The 24,464-nt window shown below is 73.3% G+C and carries 26 protein-coding genes and 1 tRNA gene; 12 read left to right on the top strand and 15 right to left on the bottom strand.

The window, feature by feature from the left end:
- Positions 1-13: 13 nt before the first annotated feature.
- From K3554_RS03215 to K3554_RS03205, 3 genes are all read left to right on the top strand, one after another.
- A complete protein-coding gene (locus K3554_RS03215) occupies positions 14-712 on the top strand; it encodes a hypothetical protein (protein WP_259943470.1) in 699 nt (232 codons plus the stop codon).
- Positions 713-744: 32 nt separating this feature from the next.
- On the top strand, positions 745-1,353 hold the full coding sequence (locus K3554_RS03210) for a ribonuclease HII (RefSeq protein ID WP_259943469.1): 609 nt from the start codon (positions 745-747) through the stop codon (positions 1,351-1,353).
- A gap of 120 nt (positions 1,354-1,473) precedes the next feature.
- A complete protein-coding gene (locus K3554_RS03205) occupies positions 1,474-2,577 on the top strand; it encodes a site-specific DNA-methyltransferase (protein ID WP_259943466.1) in 1,104 nt (367 codons plus the stop codon).
- 136 nt (positions 2,578-2,713) lie between these two features.
- Here K3554_RS03205 and K3554_RS03200 read toward each other — a convergent pair whose 3' ends face one another.
- A complete protein-coding gene (locus K3554_RS03200) occupies positions 2,714-2,920 on the bottom strand; it encodes a hypothetical protein (RefSeq protein ID WP_259943464.1) in 207 nt (68 codons plus the stop codon).
- A 43-nt stretch (positions 2,921-2,963) separates the two neighbouring features.
- Positions 2,964-3,545 (bottom strand): L,D-transpeptidase, encoded by a 582-nt coding sequence (locus K3554_RS03195; protein ID WP_259943461.1) that lies wholly within the window; start codon positions 3,543-3,545, stop codon positions 2,964-2,966.
- Between the two features lie 180 nt (positions 3,546-3,725).
- Here K3554_RS03195 and K3554_RS03190 point away from each other — a divergent pair, with 180 nt between their 5' ends.
- Positions 3,726-4,253 carry a CAP domain-containing protein gene (locus K3554_RS03190; protein ID WP_259943453.1) on the top strand — a complete coding sequence of 176 codons (528 nt, stop codon included), beginning with the start codon at positions 3,726-3,728 and terminating at the stop codon, positions 4,251-4,253.
- 203 nt (positions 4,254-4,456) lie between these two features.
- On the opposite strand, the gene K3554_RS03185 is transcribed toward K3554_RS03190, so the two are convergent.
- From K3554_RS03185 to K3554_RS03140, 10 genes are all read right to left on the bottom strand, one after another.
- Positions 4,457-4,972, bottom strand: a complete 516-nt coding sequence (locus K3554_RS03185; RefSeq protein ID WP_259943450.1) for a murein L,D-transpeptidase family protein — start codon at positions 4,970-4,972, stop codon at positions 4,457-4,459.
- Positions 4,973-5,057: 85 nt separating this feature from the next.
- Positions 5,058-5,927 (bottom strand): SDR family oxidoreductase, encoded by an 870-nt coding sequence (locus K3554_RS03180; protein WP_259943449.1) that lies wholly within the window; start codon positions 5,925-5,927, stop codon positions 5,058-5,060.
- The gene (gene queG / locus K3554_RS03175; protein ID WP_259943448.1) at positions 5,924-6,961 is read right to left on the bottom strand and encodes a tRNA epoxyqueuosine(34) reductase QueG; all 1,038 of its coding nucleotides are present in this window, start codon (positions 6,959-6,961) and stop codon (positions 5,924-5,926) included. Before queG ends, K3554_RS03180 begins: the two co-directional genes overlap by 4 nt.
- Positions 6,942-7,607, bottom strand: a complete 666-nt coding sequence (locus K3554_RS03170; protein WP_259943446.1) for a glutathione S-transferase family protein — start codon at positions 7,605-7,607, stop codon at positions 6,942-6,944. Before K3554_RS03170 ends, queG begins: the two co-directional genes overlap by 20 nt.
- 31 nt (positions 7,608-7,638) lie before the next feature.
- A complete protein-coding gene (mtgA, locus tag K3554_RS03165; RefSeq protein ID WP_259943445.1) occupies positions 7,639-8,361 on the bottom strand; it encodes a monofunctional biosynthetic peptidoglycan transglycosylase in 723 nt (240 codons plus the stop codon).
- Positions 8,362-8,424: 63 nt separating this feature from the next.
- Positions 8,425-12,960: a glutamate synthase large subunit gene (gene gltB / locus K3554_RS03160; RefSeq protein WP_259943444.1), complete on the bottom strand. Its 4,536-nt coding sequence runs from the start codon at positions 12,958-12,960 to the stop codon at positions 8,425-8,427.
- On the bottom strand, positions 12,957-13,418 hold the full coding sequence (locus K3554_RS03155; RefSeq protein WP_259943441.1) for a GFA family protein: 462 nt from the start codon (positions 13,416-13,418) through the stop codon (positions 12,957-12,959). The genes gltB and K3554_RS03155 overlap by 4 nt, the downstream gene beginning before the upstream one ends.
- Complete coding sequence (locus K3554_RS03150) at positions 13,415-13,846, bottom strand: GFA family protein (RefSeq protein ID WP_259943439.1); 432 nt, start codon at positions 13,844-13,846, stop codon at positions 13,415-13,417. The genes K3554_RS03155 and K3554_RS03150 overlap by 4 nt, the downstream gene beginning before the upstream one ends.
- On the bottom strand, positions 13,843-14,550 hold the full coding sequence (locus K3554_RS03145) for a hypothetical protein (RefSeq protein WP_259943437.1): 708 nt from the start codon (positions 14,548-14,550) through the stop codon (positions 13,843-13,845). Before K3554_RS03145 ends, K3554_RS03150 begins: the two co-directional genes overlap by 4 nt.
- A 156-nt stretch (positions 14,551-14,706) precedes the next feature.
- Positions 14,707-16,248, bottom strand: a complete 1,542-nt coding sequence (locus K3554_RS03140; RefSeq protein ID WP_259943435.1) for an NAD(P)-dependent oxidoreductase — start codon at positions 16,246-16,248, stop codon at positions 14,707-14,709.
- 209 nt (positions 16,249-16,457) lie between these two features.
- Between K3554_RS03140 and K3554_RS03135 the strand changes: the two genes are divergently transcribed.
- Complete coding sequence (locus K3554_RS03135) at positions 16,458-17,258, top strand: undecaprenyl-diphosphate phosphatase (protein WP_259943432.1); 801 nt, start codon at positions 16,458-16,460, stop codon at positions 17,256-17,258.
- On the opposite strand, the gene K3554_RS03130 is transcribed toward K3554_RS03135, so the two are convergent.
- The 3 genes from K3554_RS03130 to K3554_RS03120 form a co-directional block, all read right to left on the bottom strand.
- Complete coding sequence (locus K3554_RS03130; protein WP_259943431.1) at positions 17,255-18,655, bottom strand: MATE family efflux transporter; 1,401 nt, start codon at positions 18,653-18,655, stop codon at positions 17,255-17,257. The two genes, K3554_RS03135 and K3554_RS03130, sit on opposite strands and share 4 nt — an antisense overlap.
- 120 nt (positions 18,656-18,775) lie before the next feature.
- Positions 18,776-19,759 carry a complex I NDUFA9 subunit family protein gene (locus tag K3554_RS03125; protein WP_259943429.1) on the bottom strand — a complete coding sequence of 328 codons (984 nt, stop codon included), beginning with the start codon at positions 19,757-19,759 and terminating at the stop codon, positions 18,776-18,778.
- A 137-nt stretch (positions 19,760-19,896) separates the two neighbouring features.
- Complete coding sequence (locus K3554_RS03120; RefSeq protein WP_259943426.1) at positions 19,897-20,367, bottom strand: hypothetical protein; 471 nt, start codon at positions 20,365-20,367, stop codon at positions 19,897-19,899.
- 156 nt (positions 20,368-20,523) lie between these two features.
- On the opposite strand from K3554_RS03120, the gene K3554_RS03115 reads away from it, so the two are divergent.
- From K3554_RS03115 to K3554_RS03085, 7 genes are all read left to right on the top strand, one after another.
- Positions 20,524-20,610, top strand: a tRNA-Leu gene (locus tag K3554_RS03115).
- Between the two features lie 58 nt (positions 20,611-20,668).
- On the top strand, positions 20,669-21,298 hold the full coding sequence (locus K3554_RS03110; RefSeq protein WP_409197332.1) for a ribonuclease D: 630 nt from the start codon (positions 20,669-20,671) through the stop codon (positions 21,296-21,298).
- Positions 21,295-21,915 carry an LPS export ABC transporter periplasmic protein LptC gene (lptC, locus tag K3554_RS03105; protein ID WP_259943424.1) on the top strand — a complete coding sequence of 207 codons (621 nt, stop codon included), beginning with the start codon at positions 21,295-21,297 and terminating at the stop codon, positions 21,913-21,915. Before K3554_RS03110 ends, lptC begins: the two co-directional genes overlap by 4 nt.
- Before the next feature lie 11 nt (positions 21,916-21,926).
- Positions 21,927-22,403 (top strand): lipopolysaccharide transport periplasmic protein LptA, encoded by a 477-nt coding sequence (gene lptA, locus K3554_RS03100; RefSeq protein WP_259943421.1) that lies wholly within the window; start codon positions 21,927-21,929, stop codon positions 22,401-22,403.
- Between the two features lie 8 nt (positions 22,404-22,411).
- Positions 22,412-23,176, top strand: a complete 765-nt coding sequence (gene lptB / locus K3554_RS03095) for an LPS export ABC transporter ATP-binding protein (protein WP_259943406.1) — start codon at positions 22,412-22,414, stop codon at positions 23,174-23,176.
- A 170-nt stretch (positions 23,177-23,346) separates the two neighbouring features.
- Positions 23,347-23,925, top strand: a complete 579-nt coding sequence (hpf, locus tag K3554_RS03090) for a ribosome hibernation-promoting factor, HPF/YfiA family (RefSeq protein ID WP_259943399.1) — start codon at positions 23,347-23,349, stop codon at positions 23,923-23,925.
- 74 nt (positions 23,926-23,999) lie between these two features.
- On the top strand, positions 24,000-24,464 hold the full coding sequence (locus tag K3554_RS03085; protein ID WP_259943394.1) for a PTS sugar transporter subunit IIA: 465 nt from the start codon (positions 24,000-24,002) through the stop codon (positions 24,462-24,464).

Genomic DNA, 24,464 nt, shown 5'->3' with positions numbered 1-24,464 from the left:
AGGGAGACCCGCCATGCTCAAGCCCCTCGCCGCCACGTTCGCCGCCTCGCTCGCCCTCGTGCTCGCCCTGCCGGCCCCCGCCGACGCCCAGTTCCGGCGCGGCACCTACGGCCATTCCCACGATGACATCATGCCCCACCGCCACCCCAACGGCTCGCATCATCCCTCCGAGCACGCGGCCGTCGGCACCTACGGGCACAGCCACGACGGCATCGCCGAGCACCGCCACCTGAACGGCTCCGACCACCGCGCCTCGCACGGGCTGGAGCCCGCCCGCGACCGCGAGGCGGAGCGTGCGGCCGAGCGCGAGCGCGAGCGGCGCGAGGCCGAGCGGGCCCGGCGCGAGGCCACGCGCGAGGCGGAGCAGGCGCGCCGCGAGGCCGAACGGGAGCGCCGGCGCGCCGCGGAGGCGGCGGAGCGGGCCGCCGAGGCCGAGCGCAAGCTCGCCGCCGAGGCCGAGGCCCTGCGCCTGCGCGAGGAGGCCGAGCGCGAGCGCCTCGCCCTGCGCACCATCCCCGCGGGCTGCGAGGTGCCCCTGCGCGGCGACTTCACCGGCCTCGACGCCTACTGCGTGGAGCGGGCCGTGCCCTCGCGCGCAGCACTTCCGCGCGAGTGTCTCCACGAGGTCGAAACGCGCCGGGGCCGGCGCTGGTTCTACGGCCCCGTGTGCCTGCTGTCCGAGGGCTGGCGCCCCGCCGCCGCCCAGCGTTGACGCGGCCCGCTGCGGCGGGCACCCCCGGGGCCATGCCCGGCCCCGACCTCCACCTCGAACGCGAGGCGCATGCGCGCGGCCGCCTGCGGGTGGCCGGCGTGGACGAGGTGGGCCGCGGCCCCTGGGCCGGCCCCGTCACCGCCGCGGCGGTGATCCTGGTCCGGGACGCCCCCCCGGGCGTGGACGACTCCAAGCGCGTCGGACGCGCGCGCCGCGAGGCGCTGGAGCCGATGATCCGCGCGGCCTCGCTCAGCGGCGTCGGCGAGGCCTCGGTCGCCGAGATCGACGCCCTCGGCATCGTGGCCGCCACCGCGCTGGCCATGCGCCGCGCCGTCGCCGCCCTGCCCGAGCCGCCCGACCACCTGCTCGTCGACGGCCGCTACCTCCCCCCCGGTCTGCCCTGCGAGGCCCGCGCGGTGATCCGCGGCGACGGGCTGTCGCTGTCGGTGGCGGCGGCGTCCGTGCTGGCCAAAACGTGGCGCGATCGGGGCATGGTGGCGCTGGCGCAACAACATCCGGGCTACGGCTGGGAGCGCAACGCGGGATACGGAACCCGCGAGCACCGGGTGGCCCTCGGCCAGCTCGGCGTGACACAACATCATCGGCGTTCCTTCGCGCCCATACGCAACATGTTGTGCTGACGGCCCCGCCCCCATTCGGCCCCAATCGGTTTCTGGACCGGACACGATCCCGCCTTCATGTTGGCCCCATAACAACGAGGCGACCCCGCGACAGACGGCGGCGCCCTATGAGGCACAGACATGACAGCAGGCACCCGGGAGCTCGCGCTCCCGCTCGATACCGTATTGTCCGGAGACTGCGTGGCGGCGATGGACGCCCTTCCGGAAGCGAGCGTGGACCTGGTCTTCGCGGACCCCCCTTACAACCTGCAACTGCGGGGCGACCTCCACCGGCCCGAAGGCTCCCGCGTGGACGCCTGCGACAATGACTGGGACCAGTTCGACACCTTCGCGGCCTACGACCGCTTCACCCGCGACTGGCTGCGCGCGGCCCGCCGCGTGCTGAAGCCCGACGGGGCGATCTGGGCCATCGGCTCCTACCACAACGTGTTCCGCATGGGCGCCGCGCTCCAGGACGCCGGCTTCTGGATCCTCAACGACGTGGTGTGGCGCAAGACCAACCCCATGCCGAACTTCCGCGGCAAGCGCCTGACCAACGCCCACGAGACCCTGATCTGGGCGTCGAAGTCCGAGAAGTCGCGCTACACCTTCAACTACGAGGCCATGAAGGCGGCCAACGAGGGCGTGCAGATGCGCTCCGACTGGACCTTCCCGATCTGCACCGGCCACGAGCGGCTCAAGAACGCGCGCGGCGAGAAGGCCCACCCGACCCAGAAGCCCGAGGCGCTGCTCCACCGCGTGCTGACGGCGACAACCGAGCCGGGTGACGTCGTGCTCGACCCGTTCTTCGGCACGGGCACCACCGGCGCGGTCGCCAAGATGCTGGGCCGGCGCTTCATCGGCATCGAGCGCGAGGCCGAGTACCGCGAGATCGCCGAGGCCCGCATCGCCCGCGTGCGCCCCGTCGAGGCCGCCTCGCTCGAGATCACCCGCGGCAAGCGCGCTGAGCCGCGCGTGCCCTTCGGCACCCTGGTCGAGCGCGGCATGATCCGCCCCGGCGAGGAGCTGCGCTCCCTGAACGGCCGCCACCGCGCCAAGGTGCGCGTGGACGGCACGCTGTGCACCGGCGTCGAGAAGGGCTCGATCCACCAGGTCGGCGCCCGGCTCGAGGGCGCGCCCTCGTGCAACGGCTGGACCTACTGGCACTTCAAGCGCGAGGGCCGCGACGTGCCCATCGACGCGCTGCGCCAGCAGGTCCGCGCGGAGATGGCCGCCACGGCCTGACGTTTCCCCAGTTACCGCCTGCGCGCGCCGTCTCGATGTCCGGCGCGCGCAACTTGACCCCTGCCCGGCGTCTGCCGGTGCGGGGGTCCTTTTGCTTCGGCCAATCGGTTGCGCCACGCGCCGCCGCGGGGCGCGCTCAGTCGCCCGAGGCGAGCACCGCGGCCAGGATCACCAGCGCCAGCGCGGGCAGGATGATGCCGCCCGCGACCGGCGCGGTGTCCTCGACGATGATCTCGGGCCGGGGCACCGCGGTGGCGCCCTTGCCGCCCACGGGGGGGCCGGCCGCGTGGGCGGGCGCGGCGAGCGCGAGGATGGCCGCGAAGGCGAGCGATCTGGGCGTCATGGGCGCCTCCGGGTTGCGGGGCCGCGGCGCGGCCCCGGGGGGGTCAGATGATGCGGACCTGGGTGCCCACGGGCGCCATCGCGAACACCTCGGCGATGTCGCGGTTGTAGAGCCCGATGCAGCCCGACGAGGAGCGGCGGCCGATCTTGCGGCGATCGTGGGTGCCGTGGATGCGGTAGTACTTCCAGCCGAGGTACATGGCGTGGGTGCCGAGCGGGTTCTGCGGCCCCGGCGGCACGAAGGCGGGCCATTCGGGGTTCCGGCGGCGCATGTTCGGCGTCGGCGACCACGACGGCCCCACCACCTTGCGCGTCACCGTGGTGCGGCCCCGGCGCGTCAGTTCCTCCGAGGAGGGCACCGACGAGGGGTAGATACGGTAGTCGCCCGCGCGGTCCCAGAAGTGCAGGACGCGGCTGTCGATGTCCACGAGGATGGCGCCCGAGCCGACCGAGCGGAAGTGCTCGCGCCAGTCCATGGACAGGAAGCTGTGGGTGTTGCGCCGGGTCGATTCCGAGATGTCGTCGCGCAGCTGCACGGTGGAGGGCAGGGTCTGCGCCCCGGCGGGTGCGGCGGCAACTGCGGCGGTGGCGCCGACGAGGAAGCCGCGACGGTCGAGGATGGGCATGGTCTCTCCTGTGATCGCGGGTGCGCGCGCGAGTATGCCGAGCGGGGCGCCGGACACAACCACGCGACGTGTCGGACGCGAAACATCGCCGCCGCGCGGGTTTGCAGCATCGGCCGATCGGGGTTAGGGCGGATCGGGAACGAGGACCGAACCGCCACGAACCGCCCCGGAGTGCCCCCCATGGACCGCCGCCACATGATCGGCCTTCTGGCCGCGAGCGCCCTCACCGCCTGCGCCGCCCCCCCGCCGCCGCGCCTCGGCCCCGACGGCCGGCCGCTGCCGCAGCTCTACCGCATCTCCGCGGCCGAGACGCGCGAGATCCCGTTCCGCGCCCTGGATGCCGTGAACGCCCTGCGGGCCGAGGCCGGCGTGGCGCCCGTGGCGCTCGACCCGCGCCTGACGGCCGCCGCCGCCACCCACTCGCGCGACATGAGCCTGCAGAACCGCCCGTGGCACTTCGGATCCGACGGCTCCACGCCGATCGAGCGGGCGCAGCGCGCCGGCTTCGGCGGGCGCCTCCTGGGCGAGGCCATCTCGGAGACCTACGAGAGCGAGCTCGAGACCATCGTCGCCTGGGGCCAGGAGCGCGGCCCCCGCCGCGTGCTGCTCGACCCGGCCGCGCGCCGCATGGGCATCGCCTTCTTCCAGGAGGACAACGGCCGCATCTGGTGGACGCTCAACATGGGCACCGACGACGGCATCGCCTGAGCCCCCGGGCCGGGGCGCTCCGGGCGCCCTGCCCCACCGCCCTGCGCCATCGACGCCGCGGTCCGCCGCGCCCCACGCGGGGCATTCGCCCGCCGCACCCCGTCCGCCGCGCCCCCGACGCGGACGCTCCGGACACCGAAAGGGGGCGCCGAAGCACCCCCCCTCACGCCGTCGCAGCCTCCGCCCCCCGGGGCGGGCCGCCCTCAGGCGAAGATGTCGATGATCGTGCCGTCGCGCACCATGGCGTAGACGTCGCGCATCTCCTGGTCGGTGCAGGCGACGCAGCCCGCGGTCCAGTCGTGGCCGTGACGCGCCCGCGGCTCGGGGCCCCAGCCGTGCACGAAGATGTCGCCGCCGGGGTTCAGGCCGCGCTCGGCGGCCCAGGCGACGTCGGCCGCGTTGGGGTAGTTGATGCCGACCGACAGGAAGTACGACGAGTTCGGGTTGCGCCGGTCCACCATGTAGCGCCCCTCGGGGGTGCGCCCGTCGCCGTAGACCCGCTTGTGCCCCTGGGGCGCGAAGCCGAGCTGGATGCCGACCGTCTTCAGCACCGTCTTGCCGTTCAGGAGGTACATCCGCCGCGAGGATTTGTGCACTTCCAGCTTGGTCACCGCCGGGCCGCGATAGGTCGCGAACTTCGGCGTGCCGCATCCTGCAAGCATCGCCGCCGCACCCGCGCCGATGCCCAACGCGCCGCGGCGCGTGTACTGTCCGTTCATGTCCCGTCTCCGCCTGATTCCAGGTCGTTTGCTCGTGGGGATTCCATAGCCGAGACGGGCCCGTGGGCCTAGCGGGGAGTGCGCGTCATTCGCCTCGAATGCGCTCCGCCTGCAACAAGGCCGCCAGCCCCGCGCGGTAGTCCGGATAGCGCAGCCGCACCCCCAGATCGTCCTTCATGCGTGCGTTCCGCACCCGTTTCGACTCGGCGTAGAAGCTGCGCGCCATGGGCGTCATGTCGGCCTCCGCAAAGGCGATTTCCGGCGGGCGCGGAACCCCGAGCAGGTCGGCCGCATGGGCGATCACGTCCTCGGGCGGGGCCGGGTCGTCGTCGCACACGTTGTACACGCCGCCCGCCCCGCCCCGCGCGATCGAGGCCTCCAGCACGCCGGCGATGTCCTCCACGTGGATGCGGCTGAACACCTGCCCCGGCTTCACGATCCGCCGCGCCGTGCCCGCCCGCACCTTCGCGAACGGCCCCCGCCCCGGCCCGTAGATGCCCGCCAGGCGGAACACGTGCAGCGGCACGCCCGCCTCCGTGCACAAGGCCCGCCACGCCGCCTCGGCCTCGACCCGCCACCGCCCCCGGCGCGTCGAGGGCGCGAGCGGCGTCTCCTCGTCGACCCAGGCCCCGCCGTGGTCGCCGTAGACGCCCGTGGTGCTCAGGTAGCCCGTCCACGCGACGTGCCCCAGCCCGGCGCGCAGGGCATCGCCGTATCGCCCGATCACCGGGTCGCCGTCCGCGTCCGGCCCGGCGCTGACCAGCACGTGGGTCGCCCGCGCCAGCGCCGCCTCCACGGGCGCGCCCCAGAGCAGCGGCTCCACGCCCTCGGCGCGCAACGCTTCGGCCTTCTCCTCGGACCGCGTGGTGCCGATCACGGTCCAGCCCCGGGCCAGCAGCCGCGGCGCGAGGGCGCGGGCGGAATACCCGTGCCCGAAGCTCAGCAGCACGCTCACAGCCGCGCCGCCGCCCAGCGCGCAGCGTCGCGGACGGCCTCGTCCGCGTCGTCGCACAAGGATTGCACCGCGGGCTTCAGCCCCGGGTCGCCCGAGTTGCCGATGGCATAGGCCGCGTTGCGCGCCATGCGGTCCCGCCCGATGCGCTTGATGGGGCTGCCCGCGAACCGCGCCCGGAAGCCGGCATCGTCCAGCGCCGCCAGCTCGGCCAGCGCGGGCGCCCGGTGCGGGCCGTGGAGGCGCATGTCGCCCGCCGCCACCGCGAACTTGTTCCACGGGCACACGGCGAGGCAGTCGTCGCAGCCGTAGACCCGGTTGCCGAGACCCTCGCGCAGCGCCTCGTCCACGGGGCCGCGGTGCTCGATGGTGAGATACGAGATGCAGCGCCGCGCATCGAGCTGGAACGGGGCGGGAAAGGCGTCGGTGGGGCAGACGTCGAGGCAGCGGGTGCAGGAGCCGCAGTGCTCGCGCTCGGCCTCGTCCGTGGGCAGATCCAGCGTGGTGAAGATCGCGCCCAGGAACACCCAGTTGCCGAAATCCCGACCCAGCAGGTTGGTGTGCTTGCCCTGCCAGCCGATCCCGGCGGCCTGCGCGAGTGGCTTCTCCATCACGGGCGCCGTGTCCACGAAGACCTTGATTTCCGGCTCGCCCTCGGCGGCCTCGATCAGCCAGCGCCCCACCCGCTTCAGCGCCTTCTTGACCACGTCGTGATAGTCGCGCCCCGCCGCATAGACGCTCACCGCGCCCCGGTCGCGCAAGGCCACGTCCTCCAGCGGATCGTGCTCCGGCGCGTAGCTCATCGCCAGCATCACCACGCTGCGGCACTCGGGCCAGAGCGCGCGCGGATCGCCCCGCCACGCCTGCCGGTCGCCCATCCACCCCATCTGCCCGTGGCGCCCCTCGCCGAGGAAGCGCGAGAGGCGGGGGGCCGCATCGGGGATCGCATCGGGCGCGCAGACGCCCACGGCGCAGAAGCCCTCGGCGCGCGCGCGCGCCTCCAGCGCGGGCCGAAGCTCAGAAGTCGAGGTCGGCATAGTGCGGCGCCGGGCGGAAGCCGGGCACCTGGTCGGCCAGGATCGAGCGGAACGCGGGCCGCGACTTGATCTTGGAGTACCAGTCCCGCACCGCCGGCTGCCGCTCCCAGTCCACGTCCGACGAGTAGTCGAGGCAGCTCAGGTGCGCGGCGGCGGCGAAGTCGGCGATGGTCATCGCGTCGCCCGCCAGCCAGCGGCGCTGGTCGAGCAGCCAGCCCATGTAGTCGAGGTGGAACTTCACCGCCTTCACGCCCGCCTTGATCGCGGTGCCGTCCGGGTAGCCAGAGCGCGTCAGCTTCTTGTTGACCCGCTCGTAGACCAGCTTCGAGGTCACCTCGCGGTGGAACTTGTCGTCGAACCACGCCGCCAGCCGCCGCGCCTCGGCGCGCTCGGCGGGCGCCTTGGGCAGCAGCGGCGCGGCGGGGACCGTCTCCTCGAGGTACTCGCAGATCGCGGCGCTGTCCGAGAGCGTCAGCCCGTCGACGCGCAGCACGGGCACCTGCCCGGCGGCGTTGCGGCGCAGGAACTCGGGGTCGCGCTCCCAGTAGCGCTCGTCGATCAGCTCCACCTCCAGCCGCTTCTCGGCCAGCACGAGCCGGACCTTCCGGCAGAAGGGCGACAGGGCGAAGTGATGGAGCTGGATCATGTTCGCCCTCTACCGGCGCCGGAGGGGCGCCTCAATCCTCGAAGCAGGCCGCGCGGCCGTCGGCGCGGATGGTCGCCGCCCCGTCCTCGATCATCACCGCGCGGCGCCGCGAGGCGGGCGTGGGCGCGGCCGGGTCACGGGTGCGGGGGCTGGGCAGGATCGCCGCCAGCCGCGCCGCCTCGCGCGCGGAGAGGTCGCGGGCCGCCTTGCCGAAATGGTGCCGCGCCGCGGCCTCCACGCCAAACACGCCCACGCCCATCTCGGCGATGTTGAGGTAGACCTCCAGGATGCGCCGCTTGGGCCACATGGCCTCCATCACCGGGGTCAGCGCCGTCTCCAGCGCCTTGCGCGGCCAGGAGCGGCCCTGCCAGAGGAAGGCGTTCTTCACCACCTGCTGAGAGATCGTCGAGGCGCCGCGCCCGCCGCCGTCCTCGATGGCATCCCGGATCGCGTCCACATCGAAGCCCCAGTGGCGGCAGAAGTTGGCGTCCTCGGCCGCCACCGCGGCGCGCGCCATGACGGGGGCGATCTGCTCCATGTCCACCCAGGTCCGCTCCAGCCGGCCCAGCCGCAGCCCCTCGGACACGGCGTGGGGCGTGGTGGGCGGGTCGATCCAGCGGTAGGCCAGCACCCACAGCAGCACGAGCGCCGCCGCGCCCAGCACCAGCCGCACCGCCCAGCGCCGCAGCCGGGCCACCCCGGCGCGCACGCCGCCCCGCGCCCGCGGGGCACGCTTCTTCGCCTTCGTCGCCATGGGGCGCACCTTCCCCCGAATCCGCCCGGGCGCAAGGGCGGCGCCGCGGCGCCGCTCTCCACGTTACTCCGCCGGGATCGCCCCCGCCTCCTCGCTCAGCGGCGCCTCAAGGTGGGGCAGCATCTCCACGGGGCAGACCTGCAGGAAGTGCCCGCGCTCCGCCTCCCAGTCGGCCAGGATCGCGCGCGCGCGGCGCGAGTCGGTCTCGGCGGCATGGCGCTCGACCAGGGCGCGGAGCTGCCGCTCCCAGTGCGCCACGGCCACGGGGCCGACCACCAGCGTCTCGGGGTTCACGAGCTGCGCGGCGCGCCCCTCGGGGTCGTAGAGGTAGGCCATGCCCCCGGTCATGCCGGCGCCGAAGTTGGCGCCGATCTCGCCCAGGATCACGGCCACGCCGCCGGTCATGTACTCGCAGCCGTTCGAGCCTACGCCCTCGACCACCACGCTCGCGCCCGAGTTGCGCACCGCGAAGCGCTCGCCCGCGCGGCCCGAGGCGAACAGGAAGCCCGCCGTGGCCCCGTAGAGCACCGTGTTGCCGATGATCACGTTGTCGGCCGCCTTCAGCGGGCTCACCTGCGGCGGGCGCACCACGATCGTGCCGCCCGACAGGCCCTTGCCCACGTAGTCGTTGGCATCCCCGGAGACCTCCAGCTTCAACCCCGGCGCCGCGAAGGCGCCGAGCGACTGGCCCGCCGAGCCCGACAGCTTCACCGTCAGGTGGTCGGGCTGCAGCGCGTTGCGCATCCCGAACTTCTTCACGATCAGCGACGAGATGCGCGTGCCCACGGTCCGCTGGGTGTTCTGGACGGCGTAGCTCAGCTGCATCTTCTCGCCGTCGGCGAGGAAGCGGCTGGCGTCCTTCTCGATCTGGGCATCGAGCGTGTCCATCACCGGGTTGCGCGGCTTCTCGCGGTCGTAGCGGATGCCGGCCGCGCCATCGACGGTGATGAGCAGCGGGTTGAGGTCCAGGTCGTCGAGATGCGCCGAGCCGCGACTCACCTGCGTCAGCAGGTCCGCCCGCCCGATCACCTCGTCGAGGGACCGCGCGCCGATCTCGGCCAGGATCTCGCGCACCTCCGTCGCGTAGAAGGTGATGAGGTTCACCACCTTGTCCGCGGTCCCGGTGAACTTGGCGCGCAGGGCCTCGTCCTGGGTGCAGACGCCCACGGGGCAGGTGTTCGACTGGCACTGGCGCACCATGATGCAGCCCATGGCGATCAGGGCCGCGGTGCCGATGCCGTACTCCTCGGCGCCCATCATCGCCGCCATCACGATGTCGCGGCCCGTGCGAAGCCCGCCGTCGGTGCGCAAGGTCACGCGATCCCGCAGCTTGTTCATCGCCAGCACCTGATGCGCCTCGGTCAGGCCCATCTCCCACGGCAGCCCCGCGTACTTGATCGAGGTCGCCGGCGACGCCCCGGTGCCGCCGTTATGGCCCGAGATCAGGATCACGTCGGCCTTGGCCTTGGCGACCCCGGCGGCGATGGTGCCGACCCCCGAGGAGGCCACCAGCTTCACCGTGACCTTGGCGCGCGGGTTGATCTGCTTGAGGTCGTAGATCAGCTGCGCGAGGTCCTCGATCGAGTAGATGTCGTGGTGCGGCGGCGGCGAGATCAGCGTCACGCCGGGCGTGGAGTGCCGCAGCCGCGCGATCAGCTGCGTGACCTTCATGCCCGGAAGCTGGCCGCCCTCGCCGGGCTTGGCGCCCTGGGCCACCTTGATCTCCAGCTCCTCGCAGTGGTTCAGGTACTCCGCCGTCACGCCGAAGCGGCCCGAGGCCACCTGCTTGATCTTGGCGGACGGGTTGTCGCCGTTGGGCTCCGGCACGAAGTGCGCCGGGTCCTCGCCGCCTTCCCCGCTATCGGACTTCGCGCCGATGCGGTTCATGGCGACGTTCAGCAGCTTGTGCGCCTCGGGGCTCAGCGCCCCCAGCGACATGCCCGGCGTCACGAAGCGCTTGCGGATCGAGGTGATGCTTTCCACCTCCTCGATCGGCACCGACTTGCCCAGCGGCTTGATCGCGAGCAGGTCGCGCAGGTGGATCGGCGGGTTCGCCTGCAGCGCCCGCGCGTACTGCTTCCACAGCTCGTAGGAGGACCGGTCGCAGGCCGCCTGCAGCATGTGCATGGTCTGCGCCTCCCAGGCGTGCTTCTCGCCCTGGCGCCGGGCCTTGTAGAAGCCGCCGATGGGCAGCACGTTGCGGCTGCGCGAGTGCCAGCCGGTGGCGTGCACCTGCTCGGCCTTGGCCTGCACGCCCGTCACCCCGATGCCCGAGATGCGGCTGAGCATGCCGGGGAAGAACTCGGCCACCATGGCGCGTGACAGCCCCACGGCCTCGAAGTTCAGCCCGCCCCGGTAGGACGAGATAACCGAGATGCCCATCTTCGACATGATCTTCAGGAGGCCCGCGTCGATGGCCTTGCGGTAGCGCGCCACGGCCTCGGTGAGCGTGCCCTCGATCAGGCCCTTCCCGATGCGGTCCGCGAGCGTGTCCTGCGCGAGGTAGGCGTTCACGGTGGTGGCGCCGCAGCCGATCAGCACCGCGAAGTAGTGCGGATCGATGCACTCCGCGGAGCGCACGTTGAGCGAGCAGAAGGTCCGCAGGCCCTTGCGCGTCAGCCACGAGTGCACGGCCGAGGTCGCTAGGATCATCGGCATGGCGACCTTGTCCGCGTCCTGGAAGCGGTCGGTCAGCACGAGGTGGCCCGCGCCCGAGCGCACCGCCTCCTCGGCCTCGGCCCGCACCCGGTCGAGGGCGGCGCGCAGGGCGCCCGGCTCGCCGCGCGGGAAGGTGCAGTCCACCGTCGCCACCGCGTCGCCCATCTGGCCCATGATGGCCTCGAACTGGGCGTTGCCCACGAACGGCGAGTCGAGCACCAGGATCTCGGCCTGGCTGCCGTCCTCGTCGAGCACGTTCTTGAGGTTCCCGAACCGGGTCTTGAGGCTCATCACCCGGAACTCCCGGAGGGAGTCGATGGGCGGGTTCGTGACCTGGCTGAAGTTCTGGCGGAAGAAGTGGCTGAGGGGCCGGTACTTCTCGCTGAGCACGGCTGCGGGCGTGTCGTCGCCCATGGAGGCGATGGCCTCCTTGCCGTCCTCGGCCATGGGCGCGAGGATGCCCTCGATCTCCTCCACGGTGTAGCCCGCGGCCCCCTGGCGGGCGCGCAGGACCTCGCCCTCGTGGAGCGCGGTCTCGTTCACGCCCTTGGTGACCTCCTCGAGGTCGGTGATTTTCTGCACCCAGTCGCCGAAGGGCTGCGCCGCGGCCAGCGCGTCCTTCAGCTCGGCGTCGTGGAGCAGCCGGCCCTCGGCCATGTCCACGGCGATCATCTGGCCCGGCCCCAGCGCGCCCTTCTCGATCACGCGCGCCTCGTCGGTCGGCACCATGCCCACCTCGGAGCCCGCGATCAGCAGTCCCTCGCCCGACACCACGTAGCGCATCGGCCGCAGGCCGTTGCGGTCGAGCCCGCCGCACACCCAGCGCCCGTCGGTCATGGCGAGGGCGGCGGGGCCGTCCCACGGCTCCATCACCGCGTTGCAGTAGGCGTACATGTCGCGCCAGGCCTCGGGCAGCTCCACCGCCTGCTGCGACCAGGCCTCGGGCACCAGCATCGTCTTGGCCATCGGCGCCGTGCGCCCGGCGCGCACCAGGACCTCGAACACCGAGTCCAGCGCGGCGGAATCGGACGCCCCTTGCGGGATGATCGGCTTGATGTCGCCCGCCAGGTCCCCGAACGCGCCCGACGCCATGCGGATCTCGTGGGAGCGCATCCAGTTGCGGTTGCCCTTCAGCGTGTTGATCTCGCCGTTGTGGGCCAGCATGCGGAAGGGCTGCGCCAGCCACCACTGCGGGAAGGTGTTGGTGGAGTACCGCTGGTGGTAGATCGCGAAGGCGCTCTCGAAGCGCTCGTCCTTCAGGTCGGGGAAGAACTCGGCCACCTGCTCGGCCAGCATCATGCCCTTGTAGATCACCGAGCGGCACGACAGCGACGCGATGTAGAGCCCCGCCACCTGCGCCGCCACGGCGGCCTTCTCGATGCGCCGGCGGATCACGTAGAGCTCGCGCTCGAACGCCTCCTCGTCCAGGCCCTTCGCATTCGAGATCAGGATCTGCTCGATCTCGGGCCGGGTGGCGTTCGCCTTCTCGCCCAGCACCTCGATGTTCACCGGCACGTGGCGCCAGCCGTAGATCACGTGGCCCATGCGCAGGACTTCCGTCTCGACGATGGTGCGGCACACCTCCTGCGCGGCGAAGTCGTTGCGCGGCAGGAACACCTGGCCCACGGCCAGCAGCTCGTCGCGCAGGGTATGCCCCGTGCGCTCCACCTGCTCGCCGAAGAACCGGAAGGGGATCTGCACGTGGATGCCCGCGCCGTCGCCGGTCTTGCCGTCGGCGTCCACCGCGCCGCGGTGCCAGATCGCCTTCAGCGCGTCGATGCCGGCCTCGACCACCCGGCGCGAGCGCCGGCCCTTGATGTCGACCACGAGGCCGACGCCGCAGGAGGCGTGCTCGGATTCCTCGTGATAGAGGCTCCGGCCTTCCATCGCGGCCCGGCGCTGCGCCTCGTCGCGCTCCCATTCGGTGAACCAGTGGGTCATCGGTCGTCTCCTCGTGCGGCGCGCTTCGCCTCGTAGTCCGCCTCGCTGGCGCGGGCGTGCTCGCCCCGCAGCGCGGCGTAGGCCGGGGCCTTGTCGCAGTAGATCTCGGAAATCAGCGGGAACGCCGCCGCCGCCGGGAACAGCCCCGGCATCAACTCGTAGGCCGGCGCCTCGCGCACCGTGGAGCGGTACCACAGGTGGCTGCCGCAGCGCGGGCAGAAGCTGCGCTCGGCCCAGTCGGTGGACGCGTAGGTGGCGACCTCGCCCTCCACCGTCACCGCGTCCGCCTCCGCGTCGAACGAGGCATAGAGCGCCCCCGACCAGCGCTGGCAGATGCCGCAGTGGCAGGCGCCCACGGCGGCCACATGGGCGCCGTCGATCCGCACCCGCACCGCGCCGCAGTCGCAGCGCCCCTCCATCCGCCCGGACCGGCGAAAGGGTTCGATGTCCACGCTCATGCCTCGTCCTCCAGATGGGGGTTCGATCGCTCGTATTCCGCCGCGCCGATCCGCGGCACGTCGCCCGCCAGCGCGACCCCGGCGGCACGGTCCGCGTAGACCACCCGCTCCAGCCGCGCGCCGCCCAGCGCCTCGAACAGGCCGGGCACCAGCTCCACCGTGCCCACGCCGGGGCCTTCGGTCGACCGCAGCCACAGCGAGGAGCCGCAGCTGTCGCACCAGGCCCGCTCGGCGATGGCGGTGTCGTGGGTCCGGATCGGTCCCTCGGCCAGCACCGCCGCCTCGGGCACCTCGATGCCCATCTGCAGCCCGCCGCCCCAGCGTGCGCAGTTGCGGCAGTGGCAGGCCGAGATGCCGCCCAACGCGGCCCGCACCTCCAGCCGCACCGCGCCGCACAGGCAGCGCCCGTGATGCACCGCGCCGCTCATGCCGCCGCGCCCATGCCCGCGAGGATGCGCTCGGCGCGCGCCTTGCGGCCCCGCACGAGCGCCCCCACCACGTCGCCCAGCACCCCCGCCTCGCGCAGCACGCGCGCCGGGTTGTGGCCCGCGCACGGGACGGCCAGCCGGTGGACCCGGCGGAGCTGCGGCATCAGCGCGGCGTGGGCCTGGTCCTCGGGGCAGTCCGCGCAGACCGCCACGTAGTACTGGGCGCGGGTCTCGCCGACCGTCTCGCCCACGTCGCGCGCGGGCGCCGCCCCATACAGCGCCTCCACGTCCGGCCAGCGCGCGTCGATCAGCACGTCCCGGTCCATGGTCACCTGCGGCGCGAAGGCGACCGCGCGCGCCACCCGCAGGTCGCGCGGCAGCAGGAGGGCCGCGAAGCCGCCCATGGAGTTGCCCAAGGACACGACCTCCTCCACCCCCTCGGAGCGGCGGACGGTGCGGATCATCGCGACGGCCCGCTTCCAGAGGCCCGGGGCCGCGAACCACGTCGCCTTGCGGTCGGTCACGAACAGCACCGCGTTCTCGCCCCCGCAGGAGGCCGAGGCCGCGAACTCGTCGGGCTCCGCGCCGCCGAAGCCGCGCTTCATGCCGGTGAACACCACCACCATGCGCGGCGTGCTGCCCGGCAGCCAGCGCAGGGTCAGGTCGGCATCCTCGTACACGGTCTCGATCTCGGGGCCGGACATCGGCTCAGCCCGGAACGGTCAGGGTCGCTGACCCGTTGCGCGCGGCGCATGCCGATAGGGATGTCCCCGCGCATGCACGGGGGGTGCACGGGGGGTGCACGCGGGGCGCCCCCCCTCGCCCGGCCCACTTGCGCCCTATGCCATGCAGCCGGCGCATCACTCCGCGGCCACTGTCGCGGTCGCCATCGTCCGGGCCTCGACCGTCGCCAGGTCGAAGCGCTCGAGGATGGCCTCGGCGCACTCGCGCCCGTCGCGGATGGCCCAGACCACCAGCGAGGCGCCGCGCACGATGTCGCCCACCGCGTAGACCCCATCGAGGGCAGTCGCGTGGGTGCGGAAGTCGGCCTTCACGGTGCCCCAGCGCGTCACCTCCAGCTCGGGCTGCTCCCAGAGCGTGGGCAGGTCCTCGGGCTCGAAGCCCAGTGCCTTGATGACGAGGTCCGCCTCCTCCAGGTAGTCGGCACCCTCCATCACCTCGGGGCGCTGGCGGCCCGTCGCATCCGGCTCGCCCAGCTTCATGCGCTGCACGCTCACGCCGCGCACGGGGCCGGTCGCGGGGCCGGGGCGCACGCCGCTGCCCTGCCCCTCGGGGCCGATCTGGCGCACCTCCGCGTCGGGCGTCATGCCGTGGGTCTCGAAGCCGCCGGGCGCGGTCAGCCACACGAACTCGACGCCCTCCTCCTCGGCGTTGCCAACCTCGCGTTGGCTCCCCGGCATGTTGGCCCGGTCGCGCCGATAGAGGCACTTCACCGAGGTCGCGCCCTGTCGGATCGCGGTCCGCACGCAGTCCATCGCGGTGTCGCCGCCGCCGATCACCACCACGCGCTTGCCTTCGGCGTTCATCTCGCCGGAGTCGAACTCGTCCACCTGGTCGCCGAAGTATTTCTTCGACGAGACGGTCAGATAGTCGATCGCCTTCACCACGCCTTGCGCATCCGCGTGGGGATGCTCCAGCTCGCGCGACTTGTAGACGCCGGTGGCGATGACCAGCGCGTCGTGCCGCTCGCGCAGCTCCGCGAAGGTGACGTCCCGGCCCACCTCGCAGCCCAGCTCGAAGGCGACGCCGCCCTCCTCGAGCTGGCGGTTGCGGCGCTCGACCACCTCCTTCTCCAGCTTGAAGCCGGGGATGCCGTAGCTCAGGAGGCCCCCCGCGCGGTCGTAGCGGTCGTAGACGGTGACCTGCACGCCCGCCCGGCGCAGCATGTCGGCGGCGGCCAGCCCGCCGGGGCCCGCGCCGACGATGCCCACGCTCTCGGGGCGCTCCTCGGCGGGCGCGGGCGGCTCGACCCAGCCCTCCTCCCAGGCGGTGTCGGTGATGTACTTCTCGACGGCGCCGATGGTCACGGTGCCGTGGCCCGACTGCTCGATCACGCAGTTGCCCTCGCACAGGCGGTCCTGGGGGCAGATGCGGCCGCAGATCTCGGGGAACGTGTTGGTGAGCTGGCTGATGTCGTAGGCCTCGCGCAGGCGCCCTTCGGCGGTGAGGCGCAGCCAGTCGGGGATGTTGTTGTGCAGCGGGCAGTGGGTCTGGCAGTAGGGCACGCCGCACTGCGAGCAGCGCGAGGCTTGCGCGGCGGCGCGTTCCGCGGCGAACTCGCGGTAGATCTCGCCGAAGTCGGCCTTGCGGTTCTGGGCGTCCCGCTTCTCGGGCATCTCCCGATGGAGCGTGACGAACTTGAGCATCGGATTGCCGGCCATGAGATCCCTCCTGCTGCGGCCCCCATACAGCGGGCTTCGGACGAGGAAAAGTCAGGAGTACTGACCTACCTGGGCGCTTTTCGCCGCAGCGCGGAGAGGATCGTGCAGAATCGGCGCGAAACTAGGTCCGATCCGGTCCCACCTCGCCGCTTGGCCCCTCCCCGCCCCTCTGCCACAAGGCCCGCGACACCCCCGGAAGGCGCGCTCCCATGGCCCTGTGGCACCTCCTCCTCCTCGCCGTCCTGCAGGGCGCGACGGAGTTCCTGCCCGTCTCCTCCTCGGGCCACCTCGTGCTCCTGCCGCTCGTCACGGGCCTGCAGGATCAGGGCCTGTTCCTGGATGTGGCCGTCCACGTCGGCTCGCTCGGCGCCGTGGTCCTCTACTTCCGAGCGGAGGTCGCCGCGGCCCTGCGCGGCATCGGCGAACTCCTGCGCGGACGCACCGACGGCCGCGAGGCGCGCCTCGCCCTGGGGCTCGCGATCGCCACCGTGCCGGTGATCCTCGCGGGCCTGATCCTCAAGGTCACCGTGGGCACCGAGTGGATGCGCTCCGTCGCCGTGATCGGCTGGACCACGCTCCTCTTCGGCCTCCTGCTCGGGCTGGCCGACCTGCGCGCGCCCGAGCACCGGACGGACCGCGACTGGACCCCCGCGGCCGCCCTGCGCTTCGGCCTGTGGCAGGCACTGGCCCTCGTCCCGGGCACCTCGCGCTCGGGCATCGTGATCACCGGCGCCCGCTTCGAGGGCTACGACCGGGAATCGGCGGCCCGCCTGTCGATGCTAATGTCGATCCCCACGATCCTCGCCTCGGGCACGCTCCTCGCCCTCGACGTGGCCGAGGAGGGCGGGGCGCTCGCGTGGGAGGGCGCGGTCGCCGCCCTGTTCTCGTTCGGCGCCGCCCTCGTGGCGCTGGCGCTGATGATGCGGCTCCTGCGCTCGGTCAGCTTCCTTCCTTACGTCCTCTACCGCGTCGCGCTCGGCTCGGCCCTGCTCGTCTGGGCCTACGCCTAGGCCACCTCCAGGCGGCTGCGCGGCAGGCGCGCCGCGAGCGCGCGCACGGGGCCCACGTCCAGCACCCGCAGCCCCGCCGCGCGGGCGGCCACGAGGACCGCGAGCGCGGCGAAGAGGTTGCCCGCCACCGCCGCTGCCAGGATGCCCCCATAGCCCACGGTCACGGCGCCCAGCCAGGCCAGCGGCAGGTAGACGCCGAGCACCCGCGCCACCGACAGCGCCATGGCGTAGCCGGCCCGGCTCATGGCGTTGAGCGCGGCGTTGCCGATCACGAGGAAGCCGAAGCCGAACATCGACCAGCCCACGACCCGAAGGTAGAGCGCCGCCGCCCGCGTCGTCTCCGCCTCGTCCGAGAACAGCCCCGCGATCCACGGCGCCCCGAGGAAGAGCGCCAGCGCCAGCGCCAGCCCGTAGGCGAGCGCGAAGCCGCAGGAGAGCCGCAGCGCGGTGGCGGCCCGCGCCGCGTTCCCCGCGCCCCACGCCTGCCCCACCACCGGACCGATCCCGGCGGAGAGGGCCAGCAGCGGCACGGCGGCCAAGCCCTGCACCCGCCCCGCCGCGCCGAAGCCGGCGACGTAGCTGGCCCCCAGCGTGGCGACGGCGGCCGTGACGGCGGCCATGCCCGCGGGACGGATCGCGTTCGAGAGCGCGGCCGGGCCGCCGACCGCCAGCAGCGCGCGGGCCGAGGCGCCAAGCCCGTGCAGCATCGCGCCGCAGGGCCGCAGCAGTCCGGCCCGCAGCGCCAGCGCGCCGGCCAGCGCGAAGGCGGCGACGTAGGCGATCAGCGTGGACCAGGCGGCGCCGGCCACGCCCAGCTCGGGCGCGGGGCCCCAGCCGAGGATCAGCGTCGGCGTCAGCGCGATGTTCACGACCGCCGAGAACACCATCACGGCGGCCGAGCGCACCCCGCTGCCGTGGGCGCGGAACACCGCGTTGCAGAGCATCATGCCCACGAGGAACGGGAAGGCCGCCGCCCAGACGGGGGTGTACTGGAGCGCCGCCTCCAGCACGGCACCTTCCGCCCCCATCAGCCCGAGCAGGGTGCCGTCCACCATCCAGAACAGCGCGCCCGCCCCGCCTGCCAGAGCGGTGCCGATGCCCAGCGCGTGGAGGCCGCGGCGGATCACGTCGTCCCGCCCGTCGCCCCGCCCGATGGCCTGCGAGATCGCCGCATTGGCGCCCGCCGAGAGGCCGATCGAGAGCGACGTGATCGCCATGGTGACGGGATAGACGAAGCCCACGGCGGCCAGCGCGTCGGGGCCGACGCGGCCGAGGAAGAAGGCGTCCACGAGGCCCACGGAGATCACCGCGAAGATGCCGAAGGCCATGGGGCCGGAGACGCTCAGCAACGCGCGCCAGACGGGGCCGTGGTTCAGGTCGCGCGTGGCGTCGGGCATGGGGCGCTCCGGGGTGGGGACGGCCCCTCGGGGCATGCGTCCCAACGCGCCGAAGCTTCCTCGGGTCCGTGCGCCCGCGCGGCCCGGGGTCGCACCCCGCGCACCGGGCGGCGCTGTGCCTCAGGTGCGCAGGTTGCGGGCGCTGTCCTTGATCTCGGCGTACTGGCCGCCGGGGCGGAAGCGCCAGAGATAGGTGGGCAGGATCGCCTCCATCGCGGTGGGCTCGATGCCCATCGCCTCGAAGCCGGGGTGCCGGCCCGTCACCACGTTGTCGCGCGCGAGGTTCGCGACCTGGTCGCGCGTGAGAATGCCGTTGTGGAACAGCCCGAAGCTGGCGCGCTGGGCAAGATCGAGGCTGGAGCCCATGAGGCGCCCGGCGAAGAAGGGCACGCCCACGATCAGCGCGCGGCGATGGATCGTGCGCAGCATCACCTGCAGCAGCTCGCGGAACGTGTCCACGTCGGGGCCGCCCAGCTCCATGACGCCGGCGGGCGCGCGTCCCCCGGCGGCGAGCGCGGCGGCCTGCGCCACGTCGTCCACGTAGACCGGCTGGAAGCGCGTGTCCGGCCCCACCACGGGCAGGATCGGCGCGCGCGCGGCCATGGCGGCGAAGCGGTTGAAGAACCGGTCCTCGGCGCCGAACACGATCGAGGGGCGCAGGATCGTGGCATTCGGCATGTGCCGCAGCACGGCGTCCTCGCCGGCGGCCTTGGTGCGGGCGTACGCGCTGTCCGAATCCGCGTCCGCGCCGATGGCGCTGATCTGCACCATGCGCTCGACGCCGGCCGCGGCGGCAAGGCGCGCGACGCGCTCCGCGCCTTCGGCCTGCACCGCGGAGAAGGTGTTGCGTCCGGCCTCGCCGAGGATGCCCACGCAGTTCACCACCGCATCGGCGTTCGTCAGCGCGGCGGCGGTGGCATCGTCGTCGCGGATGTTGGTGAACACCGGCTCGACCTGGCCCACGGTGCCGTACATGCGCACGAAGTGGGCCTCGTAGGGGCGGCGGCAGGCCACGCGCACGCGCCAGCCGTCGCGGGCCAGCCGCTGCGCCACGTAGCGGCCCACGAAGCCCGAGCCGCCGAAGATCGTCGCCAGTCGCTGCATCGCGGCCTCCTTGCGCGGCGCCCCCGGCGCCCCCGTGCGGGGCCCCGCGACCCCTTCCATGACGGGGCCCTGTCTAGGCGCACCGCGGCGGCGAGACCAGCCCCCGGGTGGCGGGATGCGGCGGGCGGGCCGCGCCCTCAGGCCGCCTCGGCCGGGCGCCGCGCGTCCGCGGCCCGCATGCGCCGCTCCGCCACCACCATCACCGCGCCGAGGGCGCCCAGCGCGTCGCTCCAGGCGCGGCGCGCGGGCCCCCGCAGCGCGCGGGCGTCGAGCGCGTCCGTCAGCGCGTCGTGCAACGCGGCATGGTGCGGCGCGCCGAGGTCCGAGTGCGCGAGGTCGTGCGCCAGCCCGCAGGCGATGGGCAGGCCCGCATGGGGATGGGCGGCCACGAGCGCGGCGAGGCTGATCCACTCCTCGATCCAGCGCCGCCGTGCCGCGGCATCCCCGCCCATGAGGCGCACCAGCTCCGGCGCCTCGCGGGCAAGCCGCGCCGCGATCTCGCCCTCGGCCTCGTCGAGCGCCGTGCAGACCTCGGAGAAGCTGCCCTGGATCGCGGCCACCACGTCGGGCGGCACGGGGGGCGCCGCGGCGTGCGTCCCGTCAGACATTCTGTCCATAGGATCCTCGTTCGTTCCGATTCCGGGGGGTGTAGCGTCCGGGGTTTTGACGCATCGTTAATGGCGCGCGGCGGGCGCGAGAAATTCCCGCATCCGCCCGATTGACACCCGATGCGCCCCGCCGTATCCGCCCCCCACCGCGGGCCTGCCCAGGTGGCGGAATTGGTAGACGCGCTGGCTTCAGGTGCCAGTGCCGGCAACGGCGTGGAGGTTCGAGTCCTCTCCTGGGCACCACGGTTTCCGATGCGCCCGGCCCCCTCGGCCGGGCGTTCGCACTTCCGAGGGGGCGCCCGTGACCGCCGACATCCGCCACATCACCCTGCACCGCGGCGACCTGCCCGACGGGCTCGACTTCGGGGCCTCGGTGGCCATCGACTGCGAGACCATGGGCCTCGACCCGCACCGCGACCGCCTGTGCCTTGTGCAGCTGTCCTCGGGCGACGGCACCGCGCACCTCGTGCAGGTGGGCATCGGCCAAACGTCGGCCCCCAACCTCGAGCGGCTCCTGCGCGACGAGGGCGTCACGAAGCTGTTCCACTACGGCCGCTTCGACATCGCCGCGATGCTCCACGCCTTCGGGGCGCTGGCCACGCCCGTGTGGTGCTCCAAGATCGCCTCGCGCCTCGTGCGCACCTACACCGACCGCCACGGCCTCAAGGCCCTCCTGTCGGAGATGATCGAGGTGGACATCTCGAAGATGCAGCAGTCCTCGGACTGGGGCGCGCCCGAGCTGACGCCCGCGCAGATGGCCTACGCTGCCTCGGACGTGCTCTACCTCCACCGCCTGCGCGAGCGGCTCGACGCCATGCTGGAGCGCGAGGGCCGGATGGAGCTGGCCCAGAGCTGTTTCGACTTCCTGCCGACCCGGGCACGGCTCGACCTGATCGGCTACCCCGACACGGACATCTTCGCGCACTCATGATCGGGGACGCAGGCCGCGCACGGCTGGTGGCGGGCGCGAAGGTGGCGCTGCCCGTCGCCGCGCTCGCCCTCCTGTCCACGCTGTTCCTGGTCGCGCGCACCCCCGACCCCGAGGACGCCCTGCCCTTCGCCGCCGTGGACATCGGCGAGCGGGCCACCGACCAGCAGCTCACCACGCCGCGCGTGATGGGCCGCTCGCAGGGCGGCACCGCCTTCGACCTGCGCGCCGCCCGCGCCCGCCCCGACCCCGCCGACCCGCGCCGCATGACGATCGACGCCCTGCACCTCGAGCTCTCGGGCCGGGGCGAGGCCACGGTGGAGGCCCGCGCGGGCACCGTGGACACCGCGGCGCGCACCGTGGTGCTGGAGGGCGACGTGGCCGTGGACACCGCCACCGGCTACGCCCTGCGCTCCGACCGGCTGGAGGGCTCGCTGGCCGAGTTGAGCCTCGTCTCGCCCGGCCCCGTGCGCGGCACCTCGCCGCTCGGGCGTCTGCGCGCGGGCGCCATGCGGCTGGAGGAACGGAACGGCGCGGCGCGGCTGGTGTTCTCCGGGGGGGTGGACCTGCTATACGTGCCGCCGCCGCCGCCGCCCGCCCCGGACGCCGCCGCCCCCTGAAAGGACCGCCGATGCCCCTCCGCCTCCTCGCGCCGCTCCTCGCGCTGCTCGCCCTGCCCGCGCTCGCCCAGGGCACCGGGGTGGGCTTCGGCTCGGGCAGCTTCGACCGCGGCGCGCCGGTGGAGGTCGCCGCCGACAGTCTGGAGGTGGACCAGGCCACGGGGCAGGCCGTGCTGACGGGCAACGTGGTGATCGCGCAAGGGGACCTGCGGCTCTCGGCCGAGCGGGTGGACGTGTTCTACAGCGCCGGCGAGGAGCAGCGCATCGACCGGCTGGAGGCCAAGGGCGACGTGCTGATCGTGGCCGGCGAGGACGCCGCCGAGGGCGAGACCGCGGTGTACCAGCTGGGCAGCGCCGAGATCCTGATGACCGGCGACGTGGTGGTGACGCAGGGCGGCGCCACGCTGGCGGGCGACCGGCTGGCGGTGAACCTCGAGACCGGGTCGGGGACGGTGACGGGCCGCGTTCGCACCACGCTGCAGCCGTGAACGGGCCGGTGCCTGCGGCGCTGCCGGGCGTTCCTGCCGTGATCGAGGGCGCGGGCGGCCTCGCCATCCGCAACCTGCGCAAGAGCTACCGAAAGAAGCCCGTGATCCGCGACGTGTCGATGGACCTCGCGCGGGGCGAGGTGGTGGCGCTGCTGGGGCCGAACGGCTCGGGCAAGACCACCACGTTCTACGCCGTCGCGGGGCTGGTCACGCCCGACGGCGGGCGCGTGATCCTCGATGGGCGCGATGTGACGTACCTGCCCATGTACCGGCGCGCGCGCGCGGGCATCGGCTACCTGCCGCAGGAGATGTCGATCTTCCGCGGCCTGACCGTGGAGCAGAACATCCGCGCCATCCTCGAGGTGGCCGAGCCCAAGCGCCACCGCCGCCGCGAGCGGCTGGAGTCGCTCCTGTCGGACTTCCACATCGAGCACCTGCGCCGGGCCTCGGCGATGGCGCTCTCGGGCGGCGAGCGGCGGCGCGTGGAGATCGCCCGCTGCCTCGCCGCGAACCCGCGGTACCTGCTGCTCGACGAGCCCTTCGCCGGCGTCGATCCCATCGCTGTGGGCGACATCCGCGGGCTGGTGGTGGAGCTCAAGACCCGCGGCATCGGCGTGCTGATCACCGACCACAACGTGCGCGAGACCCTGGAGATCGTGGACCGCGCCTACATCCTGCACGACGGCGCGGTGCTGATGTCGGGCACGCCCGACGAGGTGGTGGCCGACGGCGCGGTGCGGCGCGTCTACCTCGGCGAGGGCTTCGCGCGCTAGGCCCGGCCGGCGTGAACCACGGCCCGGCATGGGCATTGACAGGGCGCCCATTCCGGCGCCTCCTAGGACCCGAGGAGACCCAGATGCCGGCCACGTGTCCCGCGGACATGACGATGCAGGCGGCCGCACCCGCGGCCCGGCTCCTTCCCACGCAATATCCAGGAGGCTCCATGCGCTATCAGATCACCGGCATGCACATCGACATCGGCGACGCGCTCCGCTCCCACGTCCAGACCGAGCTGGGCCAGACCATGGAGAAGTACGCGGGCCGTCCCACGGATGCGCAGGTGGTGTTCTCGAAGGCCGCGCACGAGTACGTCTGCGAGGCCACGGTGCACCTGTCCACGGGGCTGACCGCCCAGGCCAAGGCCAAGGACCCCGAGATCTACGCCGCCTTCGACGCCTGCTCCGAGAAGATGGAGAAGCAGCTCCGGCGCTACAAGCGGCGCCTCAAGAACCACCAGAAGGCGCGGGATCAGCCGGTTGCGGTCTCGGGCGGGGCCGCCTATATCCTCGCCGCCGACGAGGAGGGGGTCGAGGAGGGAGACGATCTCCAGCCCGTCATCGTCGCCGAGATGGAGACCCGCATCCCGACCCTGTCCGTCGGCGAGGCCGTGATGCAGATGGAGCTTGCCGGCGCGCCCGTGCTGGTGTTCCGCAACGAGAAGGGCGACGGCGTGAACGTCGTCTACCGCCGCGAGGACGGCAACGTGGGCTGGATCGATCCGGCCGCCGCCGCGGGGGGCTGAGGGCCCCCCCACCGCCGGGCCGGGCCGCGCGAAGACGGCCGCCGGGAGGCACGCAGCAGGAGTGGGGTGCGACGATGCGCTTGGACGATATCCTTGTTTCCGCGGCCGTGAAGCATCCCGGCCGCCTCTCCTCCAAGAAACGGCTCTTCTCGGAGCTCGCCCAGACCGCCCACGACGTCTACGGACTGCCCCGCGACACGGCCTTCGCCGCCCTGCAGGAGCGCGAGAGCCTCGGCCCCACGGGCGTGGGCGAGGGCGTCGCCCTGCCCCACGCCCGCCTCGGCGGCCTCGACCGGGTGCGCGGCGTGTTCTTCGGCCTCGAGGCGCCGATCGACTTCGACGCCCCCGACCGCAAGCCGGTGGACGTGGTGTTCGCGCTGTTCGCCCCCGAGGACGCGGGCGTCGCTCACCTCAAGGCGCTCGCGCTCGTGTCGCGCACCCTGCGCGATCCGGGGCTGCTCGCGAAGCTGCGCGCCAACGCCGACCCGCAGCTCCTCCACACCCTTCTGACCGAGGCGCAGCGCTCCGAAGCCGCCTGA

Origin of the sequence: Jannaschia sp. W003 (assembly GCF_025144335.1) — a bacterium.
In the GTDB taxonomy this organism is placed as follows: Bacteria; Pseudomonadota; Alphaproteobacteria; order Rhodobacterales; family Rhodobacteraceae; genus Jannaschia.
This window is presented reverse-complemented; position numbering and strand designations above follow the sequence as displayed.

Coding starts and splice junctions, on each gene's coding strand:
- K3554_RS03170 (WP_259943446.1), bottom strand. CDS start 7,607: ATGATCCAGCTCCATCACTTCGCCCTGTCGCCCTTCTGCCGGAAGGTC.
- lptC (WP_259943424.1), top strand. CDS start 21,295: ATGATCGGGGACGCAGGCCGCGCACGGCTGGTGGCGGGCGCGAAGGTG.
- K3554_RS03155 (WP_259943441.1), bottom strand. CDS start 13,418: ATGAGCGTGGACATCGAACCCTTTCGCCGGTCCGGGCGGATGGAGGGG.
- K3554_RS03085 (WP_259943394.1), top strand. CDS start 24,000: ATGCGCTTGGACGATATCCTTGTTTCCGCGGCCGTGAAGCATCCCGGC.
- hpf (WP_259943399.1), top strand. CDS start 23,347: ATGCGCTATCAGATCACCGGCATGCACATCGACATCGGCGACGCGCTC.
- K3554_RS03120 (WP_259943426.1), bottom strand. CDS start 20,367: ATGTCTGACGGGACGCACGCCGCGGCGCCCCCCGTGCCGCCCGACGTG.
- K3554_RS03145 (WP_259943437.1), bottom strand. CDS start 14,550: ATGTCCGGCCCCGAGATCGAGACCGTGTACGAGGATGCCGACCTGACC.
- K3554_RS03130 (WP_259943431.1), bottom strand. CDS start 18,655: ATGCCCGACGCCACGCGCGACCTGAACCACGGCCCCGTCTGGCGCGCG.
- K3554_RS03215 (WP_259943470.1), top strand. CDS start 14: ATGCTCAAGCCCCTCGCCGCCACGTTCGCCGCCTCGCTCGCCCTCGTG.
- K3554_RS03140 (WP_259943435.1), bottom strand. CDS start 16,248: ATGGCCGGCAATCCGATGCTCAAGTTCGTCACGCTCCATCGGGAGATG.
- K3554_RS03125 (WP_259943429.1), bottom strand. CDS start 19,759: ATGCAGCGACTGGCGACGATCTTCGGCGGCTCGGGCTTCGTGGGCCGC.
- K3554_RS03205 (WP_259943466.1), top strand. CDS start 1,474: ATGACAGCAGGCACCCGGGAGCTCGCGCTCCCGCTCGATACCGTATTG.
- mtgA (WP_259943445.1), bottom strand. CDS start 8,361: ATGGCGACGAAGGCGAAGAAGCGTGCCCCGCGGGCGCGGGGCGGCGTG.
- gltB (WP_259943444.1), bottom strand. CDS start 12,960: ATGACCCACTGGTTCACCGAATGGGAGCGCGACGAGGCGCAGCGCCGG.
- K3554_RS03185 (WP_259943450.1), bottom strand. CDS start 4,972: ATGAACGGACAGTACACGCGCCGCGGCGCGTTGGGCATCGGCGCGGGT.
- K3554_RS03190 (WP_259943453.1), top strand. CDS start 3,726: ATGGACCGCCGCCACATGATCGGCCTTCTGGCCGCGAGCGCCCTCACC.
- K3554_RS03150 (WP_259943439.1), bottom strand. CDS start 13,846: ATGAGCGGCGCGGTGCATCACGGGCGCTGCCTGTGCGGCGCGGTGCGG.
- K3554_RS03195 (WP_259943461.1), bottom strand. CDS start 3,545: ATGCCCATCCTCGACCGTCGCGGCTTCCTCGTCGGCGCCACCGCCGCA.
- K3554_RS03200 (WP_259943464.1), bottom strand. CDS start 2,920: ATGACGCCCAGATCGCTCGCCTTCGCGGCCATCCTCGCGCTCGCCGCG.
- queG (WP_259943448.1), bottom strand. CDS start 6,961: ATGCCGACCTCGACTTCTGAGCTTCGGCCCGCGCTGGAGGCGCGCGCG.
- K3554_RS03210 (WP_259943469.1), top strand. CDS start 745: ATGCCCGGCCCCGACCTCCACCTCGAACGCGAGGCGCATGCGCGCGGC.
- K3554_RS03135 (WP_259943432.1), top strand. CDS start 16,458: ATGGCCCTGTGGCACCTCCTCCTCCTCGCCGTCCTGCAGGGCGCGACG.
- lptA (WP_259943421.1), top strand. CDS start 21,927: ATGCCCCTCCGCCTCCTCGCGCCGCTCCTCGCGCTGCTCGCCCTGCCC.